The organism is Rhodoferax sp. P2_H8_2, from assembly GCF_056403235.1.
Window position 1 is genome coordinate 73,236 of the sequence record NZ_JBFUFW010000007.1, and the last position, 18,214, is coordinate 91,449.

Consider the following 18,214-nt stretch of genomic DNA (forward strand, 5'->3'; position numbering starts at 1 on the left):
TTCACCGAGCAATTGCTTTGTCAAATGCGTATCTACCCTTAAGCGCAGGGCAGTAGGGCGTTTTCAGAGGACGCACTCTAAATCTTTGGCACATCGGTTGCTTGACGTAGGGCGAGCGCTTGTGCTCGGTCTATTGGAGGCTCTCATGAAACATCCATCGCAAAAACCTACTTCCCTGCTGGCGCCTGTGGCGCTGACATGGGCTGTCCTGTTGTCTGCGGCCGTGTTCCCGGTTGCAGCGATGGACGCGGAGCAGGTCTCTGGCACCACGCTGGTGCTCCGTGGTGCAGGCACCCGCACACAAGGTGCGCAGGCGCTGTACACAGCAAAGCTGTATTCCGCGCAGGCGTCAGCAGATGCGAGTCAGATTCGCGTTGTGATGTCGCGTGATGTGCAAGCATCAGAGATTACGGGCTTGCTGGCCCGTGGTTTGGTGGCAAATGCTTCCGAAGAAGAGTTGTCCCATCTGATCCCCGAATTGTTTGGCCTGGGTGCAGTAATAGGCGAGCAACACAGTTTGCGTGCCGGCGACAGCTTCCAGATCATTGCCAATGCCGACGGCAGCACAACCATTCGCATCCACGCGCGGGGTGCTGCGCAGCCGCTGGAGGTGAGCTTTGAGCAGCCGGAGCTCTTTCCCGTGATGCTGAAGATCTGGCTGGGTCCGCAGCCGGCGGATAGTGCGTTGAAGCAGGCACTGCTGGGGCAGGCGATCTGATCCATAGTGGGCATTGACCCGCGCTGGTCGCGGGAGGATACTTCTCTCGGGGCTTTCAATGCCCCGTGAGGAGATGCCACCATGGTCAAATTCCTTTGTGCTGGCGCGCTGTCATGTGTGCTGTGGGGTTGTGCCGCGCCCCAGGTAGCCACGCTTCCCACAGATCGACTGTGGCAGGACGCCACGTTTCAGTACAACCCGGCGTTGGTAGAAGAAACTCCGCAAACCCTGTTTGCGGTAGACCAATCCATCATTGCCGAACTGCGCACCCACACCGGGCGGGTCATGAGCACCGAGCGCAGGCTCAATGAATTACTCACGCTGCTGTATGGAGAACAGGGGATCCGGTTGGGCTATGCCGCCGGGCACTCCACTAGCGCCATCCAAACCTGGGAGCGCAAGCAGGGGGACTGCCTGTCGCTGACCATACTGACCTATGCGGTTGCCAAGGCGCTGGATATTCGGGCAGTGATGCAGGAAGTGATTGTTGCGCCGGTGTTTGACCGGCGCGATGGCGCGGATTACGTCAGCCACCATGTCAATGTTCTGATTCCAACCAATGCCACCATTCTCATCAACGATCAGGTGATTGATGCTGGCGGCATTGTGGTGGACTTTCAACCCCAAGTCGGGGCACGCTCCAGAGGGCGCGCGCTGACGCAGGATCAGATCGTGGCACGCTTCTACAACAACCGTGCCAGCGAGTATTTGGCGAAAAAGCAGGATGACTTCGCTTACGCCTATTACAGAGCCGCCATTGCGGCGGACGTGCACTACGGCCCGGCCTACAGCAATCTGGCGCAGTTGTATTACCGGCGAGGTTTGCAAAAGAGTGCCGAACAGTTGTTGTGGCACGCTGTTGCACTGGACCAGGTAAGTGACGCGCCGATGCGCAATCTGCACGCTCTGCTGGTGGCCCAAGGACGCGATCAGGAGGCGCTGGAAGTCAGCGTCATGATGGAGCGCTTGAAATACCAGGATCCCTACCACTGGTTGCGCACTGGCGTTGAGGCTTTACAGAAGGGCAATACCCGCAGTGCCATTTCGGCGTTGGAGCGTGCTGAAACGTTGGCCATCGGGTTTCAGGAAATCCATTACTACCTAGCGATTGCCTACGTAAGAAACGGACAACGTGAGAAAGCGGCCAAACAGATCGCTGCGTTAGACGCGATCAAGCATGATGATCCGAGTGTTGCAGTGTTAAACAGAAAACTGCAAAACATGAGTGCAAAATCGACATTCTTCTGACCGTCGATGGAAAGCCCTCACTATGGTGCCCAGCGCACACGATATCTACCGCACGCCGTTTGAACGCGGCAACCAGAACCAGACTACCGAATGGAGTGAATGCATTGCGTTCTACGAGCGCCTTGCAAAAGACTTCCCGGATGTACTGCGTTTCTTTCAAATCGGCATTTCGGACAATGGCGTACCGTTGCATGCTGGGGTCGTCAGCTCTGACGGTGTGCTTGATCAGGCGCAACTCAAACAGGCCGGGCGACCGGTATTCTTCAACAACAACGGCATCCATCCGGGTGAACCTGAAGGCATAGACGCCTGCATGGCGCTGGTGCGCGATTTCTGTGTTGAACCCGAGCGTCGCGCCGCTCTTGGGCAAACGGCGTTCCTGTTCATTCCGGTCTACAACGTGGATGGTTGCCTTAATCGCCAAAACACTTCCCGCGTAAACCAGCTGGGACCGGAGCAATTTGGCTTTCGCGCCAACGGCCGCAACCTGGATCTGAACCGCGACTTCATCAAATGCGACAGCCTGGCCGCGCAGGCCTTCAACCGTTTCTTCACGGAGTGGGACCCGGACGTGATGGTCGACACCCACACCTCCAACGGTGCCGACTATCAGTACACGATGACACTGATCCATACACAGACCGACAAGCTGGGTGATGGACTTGGTACTTTCCTGCGCGACACGATGCTGCCCGCGATTTATGCTGATATGGAGCAGCGTGGCTGGCCGACCTGTCCTTATGTGAATCCGGTCAAAGCGACGCCGGACGATGGCATTGAAGATTTCCTGGAGGTGCCGCGCTTTTCTACCGGATATGCGGCTCTGCACCACACGATAGGTTTCATGCCCGAGACGCACATGCTCAAACCGTTTGCGGACCGTTATGCGTCGATGCGGGCGCTGGTGGAATCGGTGCTGGCGTTCACCGTAAACAATGCCACAACAATTCAGGCCATGCGGCGCGCGGCGCGCGAAGCCAGCGGCTCGCAGCGGCAATGGCCCGTGACGTGGAAGCCCGACTACAGCCGCCCTGACACGTTCCGGTTCAAAGGGTATGCAGCAGTCTATAGACCGAGTGTGTTGGGGCAGTACAGCCGACTGGCGTATGACCGCAACCAGCCGTGGGAGCGCGACATCGCTTGGTTCAACCGCTGCATGGCTGATGTAGTGGTCGACACGCCCAAGCACTACCTGATCCCGCAAGCCTGGCGCGAAGTGATTGATCGGCTGCTGTGGAATGGTGTGGTGATGGAGCGTCTGTCGGCTGATCAAACTATGCAAGCGCAGGCCTATGTGATGGAGTCCATCGTGTCGCGACCCGGCCCGTATGAGGGGCATATGTTCCACGACGAAGTGCGGCTCAGCAGCCGCGCGGTGACGTTTCAGGCACGTGCTGGCGATGTACTGGTGTCGTTGGATCAGCCGCGTGCCCGCTATGCCGTGGAAACGCTGGAACCGCAGGCGCACGACAGCTTTTTCCGCTGGGGATTTTTCAACAGCATTCTGGAGAAGAAGGAAAACTTCTCCGACTACGTGTTTGAAGATACGGCACTGGAAATGCTGCAGGCCGAACCCGCATTGCGCGAAGCCTTTGAGCGATGGAAAGTGCAGAATCCGGACAAGATGACCGATCAGGAGGCCGTGCTGTCATTCATCTTTGCTCACGGCCAGCGCCATGTAGAGCTGGAATGGCGGCGGTATCCGGTGTTGAGGATTTACTAGGCGGACGTTTCGTCCAGCGTGTCTTCGAGATGCCGTGTGTCGGACCAGCCTACCAACGTCAGTCCATTGGGCGTCCACAACAGGCGGTTGATCGCTGCGTTGCCCAGTTCCCAGGTGCGCGTTGCACCGACTGTTTGTTGCGTGGCCAACCGATACAACATATCCATTACGCCGCCATGCGCCACCAGAACAATCTGCTCGCCCATATGTGGCGCTGCCAAGGCATTGACGGTGGCGGCTACGCGTTCCAGAACCTGGGTCGGTGTTTCTCCACCGGGCGGCGCGAAATGGGGGTCACGCTGGCGCCAGCGTTTGGAATCTTCCGGCCATTTGCTTTCAATGTCCGCGTAGGTCTGGCCTTCAAACATGCCAAAGCCACGCTCGCGCAGGCCGACATGCACTTCCACCTCTTGCGCCCGCGGGTCAGTGCTGTGTTGGGCGATCGCCAATGCGGTGGCATGGGCACGTGACAGGTCGCTGGAGTAGATGCGTGCAATGGACTCCTCCGACAGGGCTTGCCCTGCGCGCTGCGCCTGCCATCGCCCTTTGGTGTTCAGGCCAATGTCCAGTTGACCCTGGATACGGGTCTCCACGTTCCAGGCGGTCTCACCGTGGCGAACGGCGATGATGCGTGTGGCCACCATCAGCGCTGAGATGCGCCGGTCTGGCCCAGTTCCACCTGGACTTTGCGGGTGCTGGTAGGGGGCACGGGATAGTCCCGCAGTGCCGCCTTCAGCAGCGCCGGAATCATGTTGATCGAGTCGGACCACGGCACTTCGAGCTCCGCGGTTGTTTCGTAGGCGACTCTGGCGGTGCTGGTGTCGCGCATCACCAGTCGCAACTGGTAGCGATACGAAACACTGTCCATCATGGACGGGTAATAGCCGGGCCAGAAAAGGCGGTCGGAGGGCATCACAAAACGCGAATAGCGGCCCATGACCACAAAAGGCTGGCGCAGGAATTGCTCGCTGACCATGCTGATTTCCACGCTGTAACGGGCCGCCGCATCGTCGCGCTTCAAGCCAGTTTCCGAAAGCGCTTTTTCTGCCATGGCCTGGATCTCGCCATACAAAGGCTCTTTGCTTTGCGATGGCAGTTGTTCAAAGCGATAGGTCGCCCCGCTCACCGCCGCGGCTTGACCGGCAAAGCTGGTCACGCTGCTGTCGGCGGTGCGCACCGTAGAACATGCGCCCAGCACAATGGCCAGCAGCACAGCCGATGCAACTTTCAATCCACGCAACGCATTTGCAGTTTTCATAGTGTCACTACCTGTAATCCCGGCAAGCCGGAAAGGGTTGGAGGCGTGAACTCCTCGGCATCGAAGGCCTTGTCACCCTCTTCATCCGGAACACCCGTGGTCTGGATGTTCTTGAAGTCGTGGTGCTTGGCGTCCATCAAATGCGAAGGCACCACGTTTTGCAGGGCAGTAAACATGGTCTCGGCACGCCCGGGGTATTGCTTTTCCCACTCCCTCAGCATATTTCCGATTTGCTTGCGTTGCAAGTTCTCCTGGCTTCCGCACAGTGTGCAGGGAATGATAGGAAACGCTCTGTGCGCCGCCCAACGAACCAGATCTTTTTCGGCGACATACGCGAGGGGGCGGATCACGATGAATTCGCCGTTGTCGCTGGCCAATTTCGGTGGCATGCCTTTGAGTTTGCCGCCGAAAAACATGTTCAGGAAGAATGTTTGTAACATGTCGTCACGGTGGTGACCGAGTGCAAGTTTGTTGCATTTGAGGCGGCGTGCGACGTTGTACAAAATACCCCGGCGCAGGCGGCTGCACAGGCTGCACATGGTCTTGCCTTCGGGGATGTTCTTCTTGACGATGGAATAGGTGTCCTGCGTCTCGATGTGGTACTCCACGCCAAGATTTTTCAGGTATTCGGGCAGGATGTGGTCAGGGAAGCCGGGCTGCTTCTGGTCCAGATTGACCGCGACGATCTCGAAGCTGATGGGCGCGCGCTGCTGCATCTTCAGCAGGATGTCCAGCATGCCGTAACTGTCCTTACCACCGGACATGCAGACCATCACGCGGTCGCCTTCCTCGATCATGTTGTAGTCGATGATGGCCTGGCCCATCTGGCGGCACAGGCGCTTCTCGAGCTTGTGCGTTTCGCGCTCGATCTTCATTTCCTTGTCGTGGTTCGACAGGGCCACTTCTTCATCTATCCACACTGCATTCATAAGCTTTCTCCTGTTACCACTGGCCGGCTTCGACCCGTATGGCAACTTCACAATCGTCAAAAATTTCCAATTTCGCAATCTTCACCCGCACGCCCAGCACGCCGGGCAATTGCAGCAGGCGATTTGCCAGCTTGCCAATCAGGCTCTCCAGCAGGTTCACATGCTCGGCGGTGCATTCGTTGATGATGATCTGGCGTACCTTGCGGTAGTCCAGCACATGGTGAATGTCATCGTCATGCGGCAATAGCGGCTGCTTGCCCAAACTCAGTTCCGCATCGACCTGGATCGGCTGCGGCGCGCGTTTTTCGGATTCCAGAATGCCCAGGTTGGCGTCAAAGCGCAAACCGGTGAGCGTGAGAATCTGGCTACCCGTTGTGGGCGTCGTGTGTTCTTGGGTCATGGGTGGGTCACATCAGCGAAAAATCGCGTTCAAAACGCATCAGATGCTGCCCGCCGTCAACCAGCAGGGTGGTGCCGGTGATGGACTGGTTTTGCAGCGCAAACAGCACCGTACTGGCAACATCTTCAGGCGTGGAGGACCGGCCCAAAGGTGACATTGTATGCAAGGCCTTGAATTTGGCCTCGTCCAGCAGGTGGCTGGTCAGTGTCAAACCGGGGGCCACGCCCACTACGCGGATCGAAGGGCTCAGCGCCAGCGCCAGCATTGTGTTGGCTGCTTCCAGCGCGGCTTTGGACAGCGTGTAGCTGAAAAAATCGGGGTTCTGGTTCCAGAGTTTCTGGTCCAGCAGGTTGACTACTGCGCCACGTGCATTCGAGTCCGTTGCAGAGCGTTCCGAGATGTGGGTGTGCAGCGCTTGCGCCAGCAAAATCGCCGCGCCGGTATTGGCCCGCAGGTGCTTTTCCATCGCAGCAAAGCTGAAGCTGGCGGCATCGTCGTGCTCAAACGTGGAGGCGCTGTTGACCACCGCGTCCACGTGGCCCAGCGTTTCCACCACTTTGGGCAGCAATTGGCGGGCTGCGGTCTCGTTCCCCAAGTTTGCACGAAAAGCCGCTGCACCGCCCGTCAAACGTGCGCAATCAGCTACTGTTTTTGTAGCATCTTCAAGCGAGTCCCGATAGTGCACAGCGACCCGCCAGCCGCTGGCGGCCAACTTCAGCGCGATCTCGCGCCCCAGCCGCTTGGCTGCGCCGGTGACGAGAACGGTGGGGATACGGGTGGGGGAAGACATTGGGAGACAATCCTTTGCGCCATGACAGCAACCCCGATTTTACCGACCCCCCTTCCTTCACACGTTCACAAGGACTCTTTGGCCCATGGTCAGAGCCTGGAAGCCCATATAGCGCAAGAAATCGCGGCACACGGCGGCTGGTTGCCGTTTGACCGCTTCATAGCGCTGGCGCTGTATGCGCCGGGGCTGGGTTACTACACCGGCGCGCGGGAGAAATTCGGCCAAATGCCTGCCGGTGGCAGCGATTTTGTGACCGCACCCGAGTTGTCGCCGCTGTTTGGCCAGGCGCTGGCTCGGCAGGTGGCGCAGGCGATGGATGCAACGGGGACCGATGAAATCTGGGAATTTGGCGCGGGCACGGGTGCGCTGGCGCGACAACTGCTGGATGGGCTGGGCTCCAAGGTGCGCCGCTACACCATCGTGGATCTGTCGGGTTCGCTTCAGGCACGCCAGCGCGAGACGCTGCAGGCCCATGCGGACAAGCTGCATTGGGTGAGCGAACTGCCTGCCCAATTCAGTGGGGTCGTGGTGGGCAACGAGGTGCTGGATGCGATGCCGATTCAGTTGCTGGTGCGCACCCAAGGGCAGTGGCATGAGCGCGGAGTTTCATGGCGCGAGACAGGCGGATTTGTCTGGAGTGACCGGCTTACAGAACTGCGGCCACCATTGGAAGTGGATGGCGTGCACGACTACCTGACCGAAATCCATACCCAAGCCGAAGCCTTTGTACGCACTCTGGGTGACCGCTTGCAGGCCGGGGCCGCGTTTCTATTGGACTACGGCTTTCCAGAGAGTGAGTATTACCACCCACAGCGCCACATGGGCACCGTGATGTGCCACCAGGCGCACAAGGCCGATGCCGATCCGCTGGCCGATGTGGGCAACAAGGACATCACCGCGCATGTGAACTTCACCGGCATTGCCGTGGCGGCACAGGACTCTGGCCTGGAGCTATTGGGCTACACGAGCCAGGCGCATTTCTTGATCAATTGCGGTTTGGCCGAAGCGATGCAGGCAGCGAGCTTGCCCGATCGCGTCGCAGCCAACAAGCTCTTGATGGAGCATGAGATGGGCGAGTTGTTCAAGGTCATTGGTTTGTTCAAAGGGCCGTCCTTTGATGCGATGGGTTTTGCCCAAGGCGACCGTACCCACCGGCTCTAGCGCGAAGCTTCGCGTGCAGCCACCATGTTTTCAAACTCGCCAGCGGGCATAGGCTTGGCAAAAAAGTAGCCCTGCCCAAAGTCGCACCCCGCTTCTTTCAACAGATCGCGCTGCTGCTCGGTCTCCACGCCCTCGGCAATCACCTGCATGCCCAGCGCATGGGCCATGACGATGATGGCCTTGCACAGCGCAAGATCCGTGGAATTGGGGATCAGGTGGCGCACAAATGACTGGTCGATCTTGATGTAGTCAATGTCAAATTTCTGCAAGTAGGAGAGTGAGGAATACCCGGTACCAAAGTCGTCCAGCGACATCTGGATGTTGGCATCAATCAGCTCCAGCAACTCTTCAGCCACGCCTTCGTTGGTGTCCAGCAGCAAGCCCTCCGTAATTTCTACGACGATGCTGTTGCCCGGCAAACCCAATGCCTCAAGCTGTTTGGGCCAGGGCGCGTAGCCAGACTCGTTGCGATGGAACTGCACCGGAGAGCGGTTCACGCTGATCTGGAATCGCGCATCCAGCGAATTGCGCCATTGCAGCACCTGCTGTGCCGCCTGGCGAAACACCCACTCGCCAATGTCCACGATCAGCCCGCTGGATTCCGCAATCGGAATGAACATGGCGGGGCTGACCATGCCGCGCACCGGGTGCTGCCAGCGGATCAGCGCTTCGGCCTTGTGGATGGTGTCGGTCGCAAGCTCCACAATGGGTTGGTACACCACGCGAAACTGCTGCTCGGCAAGACCCATGCGCAAATCGTTGGCCAGCCGCACCCGGGTTTGTGCCGCTTCCTGCAATGCGGGTGTGAAGAAACTGAAGCGGTTGCGCCCCGCGCCTTTGGCCACGTACAGCGCCTGGTCGGCATTTTTGAGCAGGTCTTCCACATCGCCACCGTCTACCGGGTACATCGTGATGCCGATACTGGCGGAGACAAACACCTGCTCGTCCCCCAACTGGAACATCAGCGCCATCGAATCCAGAATGCTTTTGAGCACGCGTTGGAGATCGACGTCCTCCGACAACTCGGTCAGCAGAATGGTGAATTCGTCGCCGCCCATGCGGGCAACGGTGTCGGTATCGCGTACACAGTGGCTCAGGCGCCGTGCCGCCTCGATCAACAACAGGTCTCCCCGGTCGTGTCCCAGCGTATCGTTGACTTCCTTGAAATGGTCGAGGTCGATAAACAGGATAGCCAACTGGGTCTGGTCGCGTTTGGACTTGCGGATTTCCTGATCCAGCCGGTCGCGCAACATGCGGCGGTTCGGCAAGCCGGTCAGCGCATCGAAATACGCCTGCTTGCGGATCATTTCCTCGGACGCTTTGCGCTCGGTGATGTCTGTGTGCGTGCCAATCATGCGCAGCGGCTTGCCAAGCGCATCGCGCATCACCACCAGGCCGTGTGTCAGTACCCATTTCCAAGTGCCGTCTTTGCATTGCACCCGGTGCTCGTTCACATACGTGGGTGTCAGCCCATCAAAGTGCGCCTTGCGATCAAGCTCCATCTGCGAGCGGTCATCCGGGTGGGTGCGGCGGTCCAGTTCGTCGGGGCGTTGGGCCAGTTCATGGACGTCAAAGCCGAACATCTCGATCAGGCGCCGCGAGAAGATTTCGGTACCAGTTTGCAGGTTCCAGTCCCACACGCCATCGCTGGTGCTTTCCAGCACCAGTTTCCACGGATCCTTCTGCGGATCTCCGGGTTCGATGGTTAACGGAGTGGACATGTCAATGCGTAACAGTATGCGCTTGGAGTATTACGCAGTTGTCAGCCCGTTGGCAACTGCCGCAACCCTCGCCTCGCGTATCTTTTCTCCAATCTGTTGGCCGCTAGCGCCCGTGGATTGTGCGTGAGCAGCTATTGAATTGGTAGCGACGCCGAGAGCGCGCTGCAATGCTTCATGCAGCCGCACGCCCTGTGGGTACGCGCTGTCCTGCAATCCGGTGCGGCCACGCGCGTCGCATTCGCAGGCCAGCAGCACGTGTGCAAATCGCTCCGGTTTGCGCAGCGCGTCGCAGCGTTCCAGCAGGCGCATCACGGCTTCGGCGCGCAGTTCGCCGCTACGGTGGATGTTGCCGTGCTCGCGCGCCACCACCTCCGCCAGCTCGGCGCACTCGTTAGGTACGCGCAGGCGCTCGCACACGGCGTGCAGCAGACGCACGCTGCGCGCCTCGTGGCCAATGTGGCGCGGTAGCACGTCGGCAGGCGTCGTGCCCTTGCCCAGATCGTGCGTCAGCGCGGCAAAGCGCACGGGCAGGGGGGCCAGCAGTTGCGCGGCCATTTGCAGCACCAGCATCACGTGCACGCCGCAGTCAATCTCGGGGTGATGCTCTGGGCTTTGCGGCACGCCCCACAGGCGGTTCAGCTCGGGCAATATTTTTTGCAGCGCGCCGCAGTCGCGCAGCACCTCAAAGAAGCGTACAGGCTGCGGCTCCATCAGCGCGGTGGCCATCTCTTGCCAAACACGTTCCGCCACCAGATGGTCGACTTCGCCACTGTCCACCATCTCGCGCATCAGCACGAGCGTTTCGGGGGCTACCTGAAAATCCGCAAAGCGTGCGGCAAAGCGTGCCACGCGCAGGATGCGCACCGGGTCTTCGCGGAACGCGGGGGTGACATGACGCAGCACCTTGGCCTCAATGTCGGCCTGCCCCCCGAAAGGATCAATGATTTCGCCCGGAGTGCCGGTGGAATGTGCGTAAGCAGCTATGGAATTGATAGTAAGGTCACGCCGCGCCAGATCCTCTTCCAGCGTCACTTCGGGTGAAGCATGGACGACAAAACCGCGGTAGCCCGGTGCGCTCTTGCGCTCGGTGCGGGCCAGCGCGTACTCCTCTTTGGTCTCTGGATGCAGGAACACCGGAAAGTCCCGGCCCACCGGCGTATAGCCCGTGTCCAGCATCTCCTGCACGGTGGCACCCACGACCACCCAGTCGCGGTCCTTGACGGGTAGCCCCATCAGCGCATCACGCACTGCTCCGCCGACCAGCCAGGTTTTCATGCTGGATCTCTATGCCTTGAGGCGGTAGGGCTCGTCGCAATCGACAAACGTTTTTTCTTGAAGCGCCTCGTGCACCCAGGCTTTCACCCCGGGCAGGGCGCAGACGCGGTCCATATAAGCGGCGATGTCGGCAGGTACGGGCAATGCGTAGCTGCGTATGCGCATCACCACCGGTGCAAAGTAGGCATCGGCCACCGAAAAGTCACCAAACAGCATGGGCCCGCCATGTTTGCGCAGCAGCTCCGACCACATGCGAACGATGTAAGCCACATCGGCCCGCACGGCGGGCTGGTCGCGCCAGATGATGGCGCCCGTGTCTGCCAAATCGGCTTCGATATTCATGGGACAGGCCGAGCGCAGCGCGGTGAAGCCAGCATGCATTTCCGCGCAAATGCTGCGCGCATGCGCACGCGCTGCGCGGTCGGTCGGCCACAGTGCAACAGAGGGCGTTTTCGCCGCCGCATATTCAGCGGCGTACTCAGCGATGGCAAGCGTGTCCCACACGGCCAGCGTGCCGTCTTGCAGTACCGGCACCTTGCCCGTAGGGGTCAGCGCGGCCAGCGTCTTCTTGAAAATCGATTCGGCGTTGAAAGAGTCGAAGGGCACCATGACTTCTTCAAACGGAATGCCAGCCTGCTTCAGCAGCACCCAGGGGCGCATGGACCAGGACGAGTAGTTCTTGTTGCCAATATAGAGTTTGAGCATGTGGTTCTCCCAACCATTAGAGATGCGCCAAAACGCGTTGGCGGCTGTAGACTGTACCTGTGATGTCGTCCACCTCCGCCATGACAGTATTGCGCCGTGCAGCTGTATTGTGCCTTTGGCTGGTGGCCGGAATGCTGCCCATCGTGGTCTGGAGCCAACCCTCCGCAGTGCCATTGCGGGCGCAGGCTGGTGGACTTTCCCTGGCGGGGCATGTTGGGTATTTCGTTGATGAGACCGGGCAATTGGGGATCGATGATGTACGCAGCGATCGCCTTGCAACCAGGTTTGCGATTCCTGAGACGAGCTTGGCTATGCCTGGCAGTGCTCAAGCGGTATGGTTCGCGATGCGTTTTCGCCAGGACACACCCCATGGCGACTGGGTCCTGAGCCTGCCCGCAACCGCCATTCAAGACCTGCGTTTTTTCGGCCCCTTTGATGCCACGGGTCAACCTGTGCAGGCGCCTGTGACCACCGGCTCCTGGCGGCCCTTTGATACGCGCCCCCTGGCCAGCGAGTTCCTGTCCTTGCGCATGCAATTGCCAGCAACCGGTGAGTACACGCTGTATGTCCGTGCGGTATCTCTGACTTCTCGCGTTTACGACTTCCGCGTGGCCGAAATTACCGACTTCCACGTGCATTCGCAGGACAAGCGCATTTTCGATGGCCTGTGCTACGGCGTCATTTTGTCGATGCTGATTTACAACCTGGTGTTGCTGATGGTGTTTCGCGATCGGACGTATGCGCTGTATGTCATCTCTGGTGCCTTTGCATTGTTGTCATTAGCAAGCTTTAACGGTCATGTGTCGCACTATCTATTGCCCAATATGCCGCAGCTCAGTGACCGCTTGAACGTGGTGGTGCCGTCTTTATGGATATTGTCTGGCGCGTTGTTCGCGCACAGCTTTCTGGATCTCAAGCGCCTGGCACCCAAACTGGGATGGATCGTGTTGGGCGTGGTCGCGGTAGCTACCGTGAACACCGTGGTCGGCATGGCAGGCTTCCAGACACTGGCGCAGGCCGTCAATGAGTATTCATCATTAGCCGGAACTGCGATCATTTTTGTGGCCGCCTTGCTGTCCTTGCGCGGCGGCTTTGTTCCGGCACGCTGGTACGTCAGCGGACAGGCCGCACTGTTTGCCACCGTCATCATCACCGTGCTCAACAACTGGGGCTATCTGGACTGGTCGTTCATCGGAGAGAACGGTCTACAGATTGGTGTCAGCATCGAAGTCATGGTGTTCGCAGTGGCTCTGGGAAGTCGCGTCCGCCTGATGCAGGCTATGCATGCCGAGCTGACCCGCAAGGCTGCGCACCTGGCCATTGCCGCCGAGACCGATCCTTTGACGGGCGTTGCCAACCGCGCCGGGCTGGCTGCGCGTGCGCAGGAGTTGCTGCAAAACCCGTTTGAGCGCACTTTGCTGTTGCTCGATCTGGACAAATTCAAACCGGTCAACGACGTCTACGGTCACGACGCGGGCGACGCCGTACTGGTGGAAGTCACCAAGCGTATCAAGGCACAGATCCGCAGTGCGGACGTAGTAGCGCGGATTGGCGGCGATGAGTTCGTAGTGCTGCTCAGCGAAACCCTGGACCGCAAGACGCTGGAAATCATCGCCAATCGCCTGATGCAGACCATTTGCCAGCCGGTGCCATTCGGCGCACACCAGTTGTCAGTAGGTAGCAGCGTAGGTATCGCGCGTTACCCGGGCAATGGGCTGGCACTGGCAGACCTGATGCAGGCAGCCGATGTGGCGATGTACCACGTCAAGAAGAATGGCCGGGCTGGCTTTGCGTTTTTTGATGACTTGTCGGGGGAGCAGGCGCAGGTGGCGGCGCAGACTGCGGCTACCAGCAATGCGAAAGAAGACGACGTAGTCCTTTTTTAGGCTTTTTAAACGCCCACTCCCCCAACCCCTCGCCCCGTCGGCGAGGGGAGCCTCTTAACAGCCGATCTTGTTTCGTCGCGCCGACTACCGAATTACTGGGGATAGGTTGCCACCGCATGAAGTACGCCACGGCGTGAACCTGCGGTTGGAGCAACCTGGGAAGAATGTAATGCGGCACTGCTGGCCGCTCGCGGCCAGTAACGGGTCATGGTCACTCCGGCGCGCGTGCCTCGCTGCTGGCGCTGCGCGCCAGATCGCTCCGACCAGCGTTGTTGGAGGCAGCCCCAACCGCAGGTTCATGCCTCTGCAAGCAATAACAGTGGCAACGCCACGCACTTAATTCCGTATTCGGCGCACAGCCGCCAAATCGGTTGTTAAAGGCTCCCCTCGCCGACGGGGCGAGGGGCTGGGGGAGTGGGTGTTAAAAAAACAGGAAGAAAAAACCTAGATGGTTTCGTTCTTCTTCACTTTGCTAGGCGCGTAAATCATGGCCTGCTTGGCGAGTTCTCCAGGTGCCTGGGTCGGTACGATGGGAGTCGGCGTGGTGAGCTGGTTGTGGACCTGCTCCACCTGAATCGCGCTGGCGCTGGCGGTCCACATGGTCTTCAAGTGGTCCATCAGGATCTGCGAAATCGGCTTGGGTGGCGGGTTTTCCACCTTTTGCTGCGGCGGGCGGTGAATCGTCCAGTCCTTGGGCACGGCTTCTGCGATGGATTTCTGTTCGATCGGGTCGGGCAGGGCGACATGCACCCGGTCCAGCTCAGGCGACTTCAGCGCCGGATTCACGGCGTCAATGACGCCCGGCTGCTGCACCTCCAGTTTGGGGCTTGCATGCACCGCAGGATTGACTGGCGCCACCGGAATCACCCTGCTTGCGCCAGACGAAGCCACATCTGCGCCGGAGGGGCGCACATTTTGGGTTCGATCAATGGTTGGCAATTGCATTTTGCATAAGGGCTTGGAGGCCCCTCCGGTGACTTTTAGCTGTTGACGTACGTTTCTTAACGGCAGATTTAGGGGGTTATTTAGGCCTATTTCAAAAATAAATCGAAAAAAGATGGGTTTTCCACAGCTATTTCTACTTTTCATGCACCGTTTTGGTGCTGCGTAGCCATTACCCATCTTTACACCGATGTGCTGGTCACACCGCGCGTTTAGGTCATTCGACCGTCACGCTCTTGGCAAGGTTGCGCGGTTTGTCTACATCCGTACCTCGCGCACAGGCTGTGTGGTACGCCAGAAGTTGCAGCGGCACCACGTGCAGCAACGGAGACAGCTCCCCATAGTGCTCGGGCATGCGGATCACGTGCAGGCCATCGCCACTGTCTATCCGTGTATCGGCATCCGCCAACACATACAAAACCCCGCCGCGCGCGCGCACCTCGTGCAGGTTGCTCTTGAGCTTCTCCAAGAGCGCATCGTTGGGTGCGACGGTGACCACGGGCATCTCGCCCGTGACCAGCGCCAGCGGGCCATGCTTGAGCTCACCTGCTGGATACGCCTCGGCGTGGATATAGCTGATCTCTTTGAGCTTCAAGGCGCCTTCCAGCGCAATCGGGTAATGCAGGCCGCGGCCCAGGAACAAGGCGTTTTCCTTTTTCGCAAAGTCTTCCGACCAGGCAATGACTTGGGGCTCCAGCGCCAGCACGGCCTGCAATGCGGCAGGCAGATGGCGCATTGCCTTCAGGTGGCGTGCCTCTTCGGCCTCGCTGAGGCGGCCCTTGGCATGCGCCAGTGCCAGCGTCAGCAGGAACAGGCCCGCGAGCTGTGTTGTGAAGGCCTTGGTGGAGGCCACACCGATTTCGACACCGGCGCGCGTGACATAGGCCAGGCTGCATTCGCGCACCATTGCGCTGGTCGCCACATTGCAGATCGTCAGCGTGTGCTGCATGCCCAGGCTCTTGGCATGGCGCAGGGCGGCCAGCGTGTCTGCGGTTTCGCCGCTCTGTGTGATCGTGACCACCAGCGTATTGGGGTTGGGTACCGAATCGCGGTAGCGGTATTCGCTGGCCACTTCGACTTGCGTTGGCACCTTGGCAATGCTTTCCAGCCAGTACTTGGCTGCGCAACCGCTGTAATAACTGGTGCCGCAGGCGAGGATCAGTACCGAATCAATTTTGGCAAACACGCGCGCCGCATTGCTACCTGGCGCGTGGTTCATCTGCGCATCGAATAGCTCCGGCACGATGCCTTCGACGCCTTCCAGCGTGTCGGCAATCGCACGCGGTTGCTCGAAGATTTCCTTTTGCATGTAGTGCCGATAGGGTCCCAGCTCAGCAGCCCCACTGTGCGCCACCACGGTTTTCACCGGCCGCTGCGCAGGCGCAACTGCCTTGAGCGCCTTGTCCAGTAGCCAGTACTTGCCCAGTTGCAAATCGACCAGGTCACCTTCTTCAAGGTAAACGATCTGGTCGGTGACGCCAGCCAGCGCCATCGCATCGCTGGCCAGAAAGTGCTCTTGCCCGTCCTTGCCCACACCCAGGATCAGCGGCGAGCCCGCACGTGCCCCCACCAGGCGGTGCGGCTCGTCCTTGCAGAACACTGCAATCGCGTAGGCGCCATGCAGTTGCGCCACCGCGGCTTGAACGGCCTCGAACAGATCGCCGTCATACAGGCTGTCAATCAGATGGGCAATGACCTCGGTGTCAGTTTGGCTGTCAAAGACATAGCCTTTGGCTTGCAATGCGGCGCGTAGCTCGTCGTGGTTTTCGATGATGCCGTTGTGCACCAGCGCAACACGGCCGGCCTTTTGCGCCGCATCGGCACCCGTACCGTGGCTGAAATGCGGATGGGCGTTGTGCACCGCCGGCGCGCCGTGGGTCGCCCAACGGGTGTGGGCGATGCCCAAGGTCCCTTGCACGGTGCCGTTGGCGACCTGCTGAGCCAACTCCGCCACGCGTGCCGTGCTGCGAGCTCGGCGCAGGCCCGGCGTGCCGTCTTGCGCATACACGGCCACGCCGCAAGAGTCATAGCCCCGGTATTCCAGTCGCTCTAGCCCCAGAACCAGCACAGGAACGATATCGCGCGTAGAAACTGCGCCAACGATGCCACACATAACGCTCTCCTCATTTGTTAATGGGCGCATCGTAGGACTGGCGTGAAAAAATAACTAATTGAAATTTACATATTTATGAATGAAAATTTCATGAAATAGAATTAATTGAATTAAATTCCGAAAAATTAGTGTTTATGGAATCATTGGCGTTAGATGCAATAGATCTGCAACTGCTCACCCAGCTGCAGCGCGATGCCAGTTTGAGTAATCTGGAGTTGGCCCAGCGGGTCAACACCTCACCACCTACCTGTCTTCGCCGCATCAAACGACTGCGCGATGCGGGGCTGATTGAAAAGCAGATTGCGATCCTGCAACCCGAGCGCATGGCTGATGCAACGGGCTACGGGCTAACCGCTATCGTTGAAATCACGCTGGACCGGCAAGACGCAGACGCGCTGGACCGATTCGAAAACCGCGTTGCAGATGAAGAGACGGTTCAGCAGTGCTACCGCGTGTCGCCGGGGCCGGACTTTGTGCTCGTGGTGCACGCTGCCCATATGCCGGATTACCAGGCGCTCACGCAGCGCTTGTTCACGGCGGACGCGAATGTGCGCAACGTGAAGGCTTTCTTCAGTGTGAAGCGCAGCAAGTTTGGGGCGGAATTGCCGTTTAAGGCAGCGTCAAAATAACCTGGCAACCCGCATCCAGCTTCGCTTCAATCCGGATGCCTCCACCCATACGCGCAATGCTTTTGTGGGCTAACGCCAGTCCCATACCCAGTCCGGGAAATTCCCGCACGGAGTGCAGGCGTTGAAAGGGCTGCAGCAATTTGGATTGCATGGCTGGATTGAATCCTGCGCCGTTGTCCGCAAACTCCAAAGCCAAATGCCCGCCATCCGGAATGGCACGTACTGAAATCTCGGCCATATCCTTCTTCGCCGTGAATTTGACCGCGTTCTCCAACACCTGCTTGAGCGCTCCGCGCAGCAACGCAGGATCAGCCTGAACAACGGGCAAGTCATGGGCAATACGCCATTCAATCTGTCGAGTCGGGTTAGCCGCAACCAGTTCGTCAGCGACTTCCTGCGCCAGCATCTGCAATGACACCGGCACAGGCTGCAACGGAACCGTGCCTACGCGCGACAACTCCAGCAGCGCGTCCAGCATTTGCGTCAGGTTCTGCGCGGAGTCGGTGATGGTTGCAAGAAACCCCTGTACCTCGCTGCTCAGCTGTGGGCCGGCATCTTCCTGCACCAGCTGTGCGAACGACACGATGTGCCGCAGTGGCGCGCGCAAATCGTGCGACACCACATAAGTGAAATCCTGCATCTCGCGTTTGAGTGCGGCCAGCTCGGCTTCGAGGTCGGCAATGCGTGCTTCGGGATCCATATCCGTTTGGGCCATG

The 18,214-nt window shown here is 59.2% G+C and carries 17 protein-coding genes; 6 read left to right on the top strand and 11 right to left on the bottom strand.

From position 1 onward, the window contains the following. Positions 1-145: 145 nt before the first annotated feature. The 3 genes from AC1DV6_RS13420 (at position 146) to AC1DV6_RS13430 (ending at position 3,689) form a co-directional block, all read left to right on the top strand. Entirely contained in the window at positions 146-718 is a 573-nt protein-coding gene (locus AC1DV6_RS13420; RefSeq protein WP_477978148.1) for a chalcone isomerase family protein, read from the top strand. An 81-nt stretch (positions 719-799) separates the two neighbouring features. After that, positions 800-1,966, top strand: coding sequence for a tetratricopeptide repeat protein (locus AC1DV6_RS13425; protein WP_477978150.1), 1,167 nt, complete (start codon positions 800-802; stop codon positions 1,964-1,966). 22 nt (positions 1,967-1,988) lie between these two features. Further along, positions 1,989-3,689 (top strand): M14 family zinc carboxypeptidase, encoded by a 1,701-nt coding sequence (locus AC1DV6_RS13430; RefSeq protein ID WP_477978152.1) that lies wholly within the window; start codon positions 1,989-1,991, stop codon positions 3,687-3,689. Here AC1DV6_RS13430 and AC1DV6_RS13435 read toward each other — a convergent pair. The 5 genes from AC1DV6_RS13435 to AC1DV6_RS13455 are packed head-to-tail and all read right to left on the bottom strand — an operon-like array spanning position 3,686 to position 7,066. Further along, positions 3,686-4,333: a histidine phosphatase family protein gene (locus tag AC1DV6_RS13435; protein ID WP_477978154.1), complete on the bottom strand. Its 648-nt coding sequence runs from the start codon at positions 4,331-4,333 to the stop codon at positions 3,686-3,688. The two genes, AC1DV6_RS13430 and AC1DV6_RS13435, sit on opposite strands and share 4 nt — an antisense overlap. After that, positions 4,333-4,947, bottom strand: a complete 615-nt coding sequence (locus AC1DV6_RS13440) for a DUF4136 domain-containing protein (protein WP_477978156.1) — start codon at positions 4,945-4,947, stop codon at positions 4,333-4,335. Before AC1DV6_RS13440 ends, AC1DV6_RS13435 begins: the two co-directional genes overlap by 1 nt. Then, complete coding sequence (gene ttcA, locus AC1DV6_RS13445) at positions 4,944-5,876, bottom strand: tRNA 2-thiocytidine(32) synthetase TtcA (protein WP_477978158.1); 933 nt, start codon at positions 5,874-5,876, stop codon at positions 4,944-4,946. The genes AC1DV6_RS13440 and ttcA overlap by 4 nt, the downstream gene beginning before the upstream one ends. 13 nt (positions 5,877-5,889) lie before the next feature. Continuing rightward, positions 5,890-6,276: a dihydroneopterin aldolase gene (locus AC1DV6_RS13450; protein WP_477978160.1), complete on the bottom strand. Its 387-nt coding sequence runs from the start codon at positions 6,274-6,276 to the stop codon at positions 5,890-5,892. 7 nt (positions 6,277-6,283) lie between these two features. After that, positions 6,284-7,066 carry an SDR family oxidoreductase gene (locus tag AC1DV6_RS13455; protein ID WP_477978162.1) on the bottom strand — a complete coding sequence of 261 codons (783 nt, stop codon included), beginning with the start codon at positions 7,064-7,066 and terminating at the stop codon, positions 6,284-6,286. 21 nt (positions 7,067-7,087) lie between these two features. Between AC1DV6_RS13455 and AC1DV6_RS13460 the strand changes: the two genes are divergently transcribed. After that, positions 7,088-8,227, top strand: a complete 1,140-nt coding sequence (locus AC1DV6_RS13460) for a class I SAM-dependent methyltransferase (RefSeq protein ID WP_477978164.1) — start codon at positions 7,088-7,090, stop codon at positions 8,225-8,227. Here the strand turns inward: AC1DV6_RS13460 and AC1DV6_RS13465 are convergent. Genes AC1DV6_RS13465 through AC1DV6_RS13475 form a run of 3 tightly spaced genes read right to left on the bottom strand, consistent with a single transcriptional unit; the run spans position 8,224 to position 11,928 of the window. Then, positions 8,224-9,948: a putative bifunctional diguanylate cyclase/phosphodiesterase gene (locus tag AC1DV6_RS13465; protein ID WP_477978166.1), complete on the bottom strand. Its 1,725-nt coding sequence runs from the start codon at positions 9,946-9,948 to the stop codon at positions 8,224-8,226. The genes AC1DV6_RS13460 and AC1DV6_RS13465 overlap by 4 nt on opposite strands. 30 nt (positions 9,949-9,978) lie before the next feature. Further along, positions 9,979-11,223 carry a multifunctional CCA addition/repair protein gene (locus AC1DV6_RS13470; RefSeq protein WP_477978168.1) on the bottom strand — a complete coding sequence of 415 codons (1,245 nt, stop codon included), beginning with the start codon at positions 11,221-11,223 and terminating at the stop codon, positions 9,979-9,981. A 9-nt stretch (positions 11,224-11,232) separates the two neighbouring features. Continuing rightward, a complete protein-coding gene (locus AC1DV6_RS13475; protein ID WP_477978170.1) occupies positions 11,233-11,928 on the bottom strand; it encodes a glutathione S-transferase family protein in 696 nt (231 codons plus the stop codon). A 62-nt stretch (positions 11,929-11,990) separates the two neighbouring features. Here AC1DV6_RS13475 and AC1DV6_RS13480 point away from each other — a divergent pair, with 62 nt between their 5' ends. Next, positions 11,991-13,814, top strand: a complete 1,824-nt coding sequence (locus AC1DV6_RS13480; RefSeq protein ID WP_477978172.1) for a diguanylate cyclase domain-containing protein — start codon at positions 11,991-11,993, stop codon at positions 13,812-13,814. A 444-nt stretch (positions 13,815-14,258) separates the two neighbouring features. Here the strand turns inward: AC1DV6_RS13480 and AC1DV6_RS13485 are convergent, their stop codons facing one another. Together AC1DV6_RS13485 and glmS are read right to left on the bottom strand one after the other, a co-directional pair. Further along, on the bottom strand, positions 14,259-14,759 hold the full coding sequence (locus tag AC1DV6_RS13485; RefSeq protein ID WP_477978174.1) for a hypothetical protein: 501 nt from the start codon (positions 14,757-14,759) through the stop codon (positions 14,259-14,261). Positions 14,760-14,973: 214 nt separating this feature from the next. Further along, complete coding sequence (gene glmS, locus AC1DV6_RS13490; RefSeq protein WP_477978176.1) at positions 14,974-16,869, bottom strand: glutamine--fructose-6-phosphate transaminase (isomerizing); 1,896 nt, start codon at positions 16,867-16,869, stop codon at positions 14,974-14,976. A gap of 134 nt (positions 16,870-17,003) precedes the next feature. Between glmS and AC1DV6_RS13495 the strand changes: the two genes are divergently transcribed. Next, positions 17,004-17,498 (top strand): Lrp/AsnC family transcriptional regulator, encoded by a 495-nt coding sequence (locus AC1DV6_RS13495; RefSeq protein WP_477978178.1) that lies wholly within the window; start codon positions 17,004-17,006, stop codon positions 17,496-17,498. Here AC1DV6_RS13495 and AC1DV6_RS13500 read toward each other — a convergent pair. Next, positions 17,479-18,213, bottom strand: coding sequence for a sensor histidine kinase (locus tag AC1DV6_RS13500; RefSeq protein ID WP_477978180.1), 735 nt, complete (start codon positions 18,211-18,213; stop codon positions 17,479-17,481). The genes AC1DV6_RS13495 and AC1DV6_RS13500 overlap by 20 nt on opposite strands. Position 18,214: the final 1 nt, after the last annotated feature.

Bases quoted from the DNA above. Each gene is read 5' to 3' on its own strand.
- AC1DV6_RS13455 (WP_477978162.1), bottom strand. From the start codon at position 7,066: ATGTCTTCCCCCACCCGTATCCCCACCGTTCTCGTCACCGGCGCAGCC.
- AC1DV6_RS13425 (WP_477978150.1), top strand. From the start codon at position 800: ATGGTCAAATTCCTTTGTGCTGGCGCGCTGTCATGTGTGCTGTGGGGT.
- AC1DV6_RS13465 (WP_477978166.1), bottom strand. From the start codon at position 9,948: ATGTCCACTCCGTTAACCATCGAACCCGGAGATCCGCAGAAGGATCCG.
- AC1DV6_RS13450 (WP_477978160.1), bottom strand. From the start codon at position 6,276: ATGACCCAAGAACACACGACGCCCACAACGGGTAGCCAGATTCTCACG.
- AC1DV6_RS13480 (WP_477978172.1), top strand. From the start codon at position 11,991: ATGTCGTCCACCTCCGCCATGACAGTATTGCGCCGTGCAGCTGTATTG.
- AC1DV6_RS13500 (WP_477978180.1), bottom strand. From the start codon at position 18,213: ATGGCCCAAACGGATATGGATCCCGAAGCACGCATTGCCGACCTCGAA.
- glmS (WP_477978176.1), bottom strand. From the start codon at position 16,869: ATGTGTGGCATCGTTGGCGCAGTTTCTACGCGCGATATCGTTCCTGTG.
- AC1DV6_RS13460 (WP_477978164.1), top strand. From the start codon at position 7,088: ATGACAGCAACCCCGATTTTACCGACCCCCCTTCCTTCACACGTTCAC.
- AC1DV6_RS13495 (WP_477978178.1), top strand. From the start codon at position 17,004: ATGGAATCATTGGCGTTAGATGCAATAGATCTGCAACTGCTCACCCAG.
- AC1DV6_RS13485 (WP_477978174.1), bottom strand. From the start codon at position 14,759: ATGCAATTGCCAACCATTGATCGAACCCAAAATGTGCGCCCCTCCGGC.
- ttcA (WP_477978158.1), bottom strand. From the start codon at position 5,876: ATGAATGCAGTGTGGATAGATGAAGAAGTGGCCCTGTCGAACCACGAC.
- AC1DV6_RS13475 (WP_477978170.1), bottom strand. From the start codon at position 11,928: ATGCTCAAACTCTATATTGGCAACAAGAACTACTCGTCCTGGTCCATG.
- AC1DV6_RS13430 (WP_477978152.1), top strand. From the start codon at position 1,989: ATGGTGCCCAGCGCACACGATATCTACCGCACGCCGTTTGAACGCGGC.
- AC1DV6_RS13420 (WP_477978148.1), top strand. From the start codon at position 146: ATGAAACATCCATCGCAAAAACCTACTTCCCTGCTGGCGCCTGTGGCG.
- AC1DV6_RS13440 (WP_477978156.1), bottom strand. From the start codon at position 4,947: ATGAAAACTGCAAATGCGTTGCGTGGATTGAAAGTTGCATCGGCTGTG.
- AC1DV6_RS13470 (WP_477978168.1), bottom strand. From the start codon at position 11,223: ATGAAAACCTGGCTGGTCGGCGGAGCAGTGCGTGATGCGCTGATGGGG.
- AC1DV6_RS13435 (WP_477978154.1), bottom strand. From the start codon at position 4,333: ATGGTGGCCACACGCATCATCGCCGTTCGCCACGGTGAGACCGCCTGG.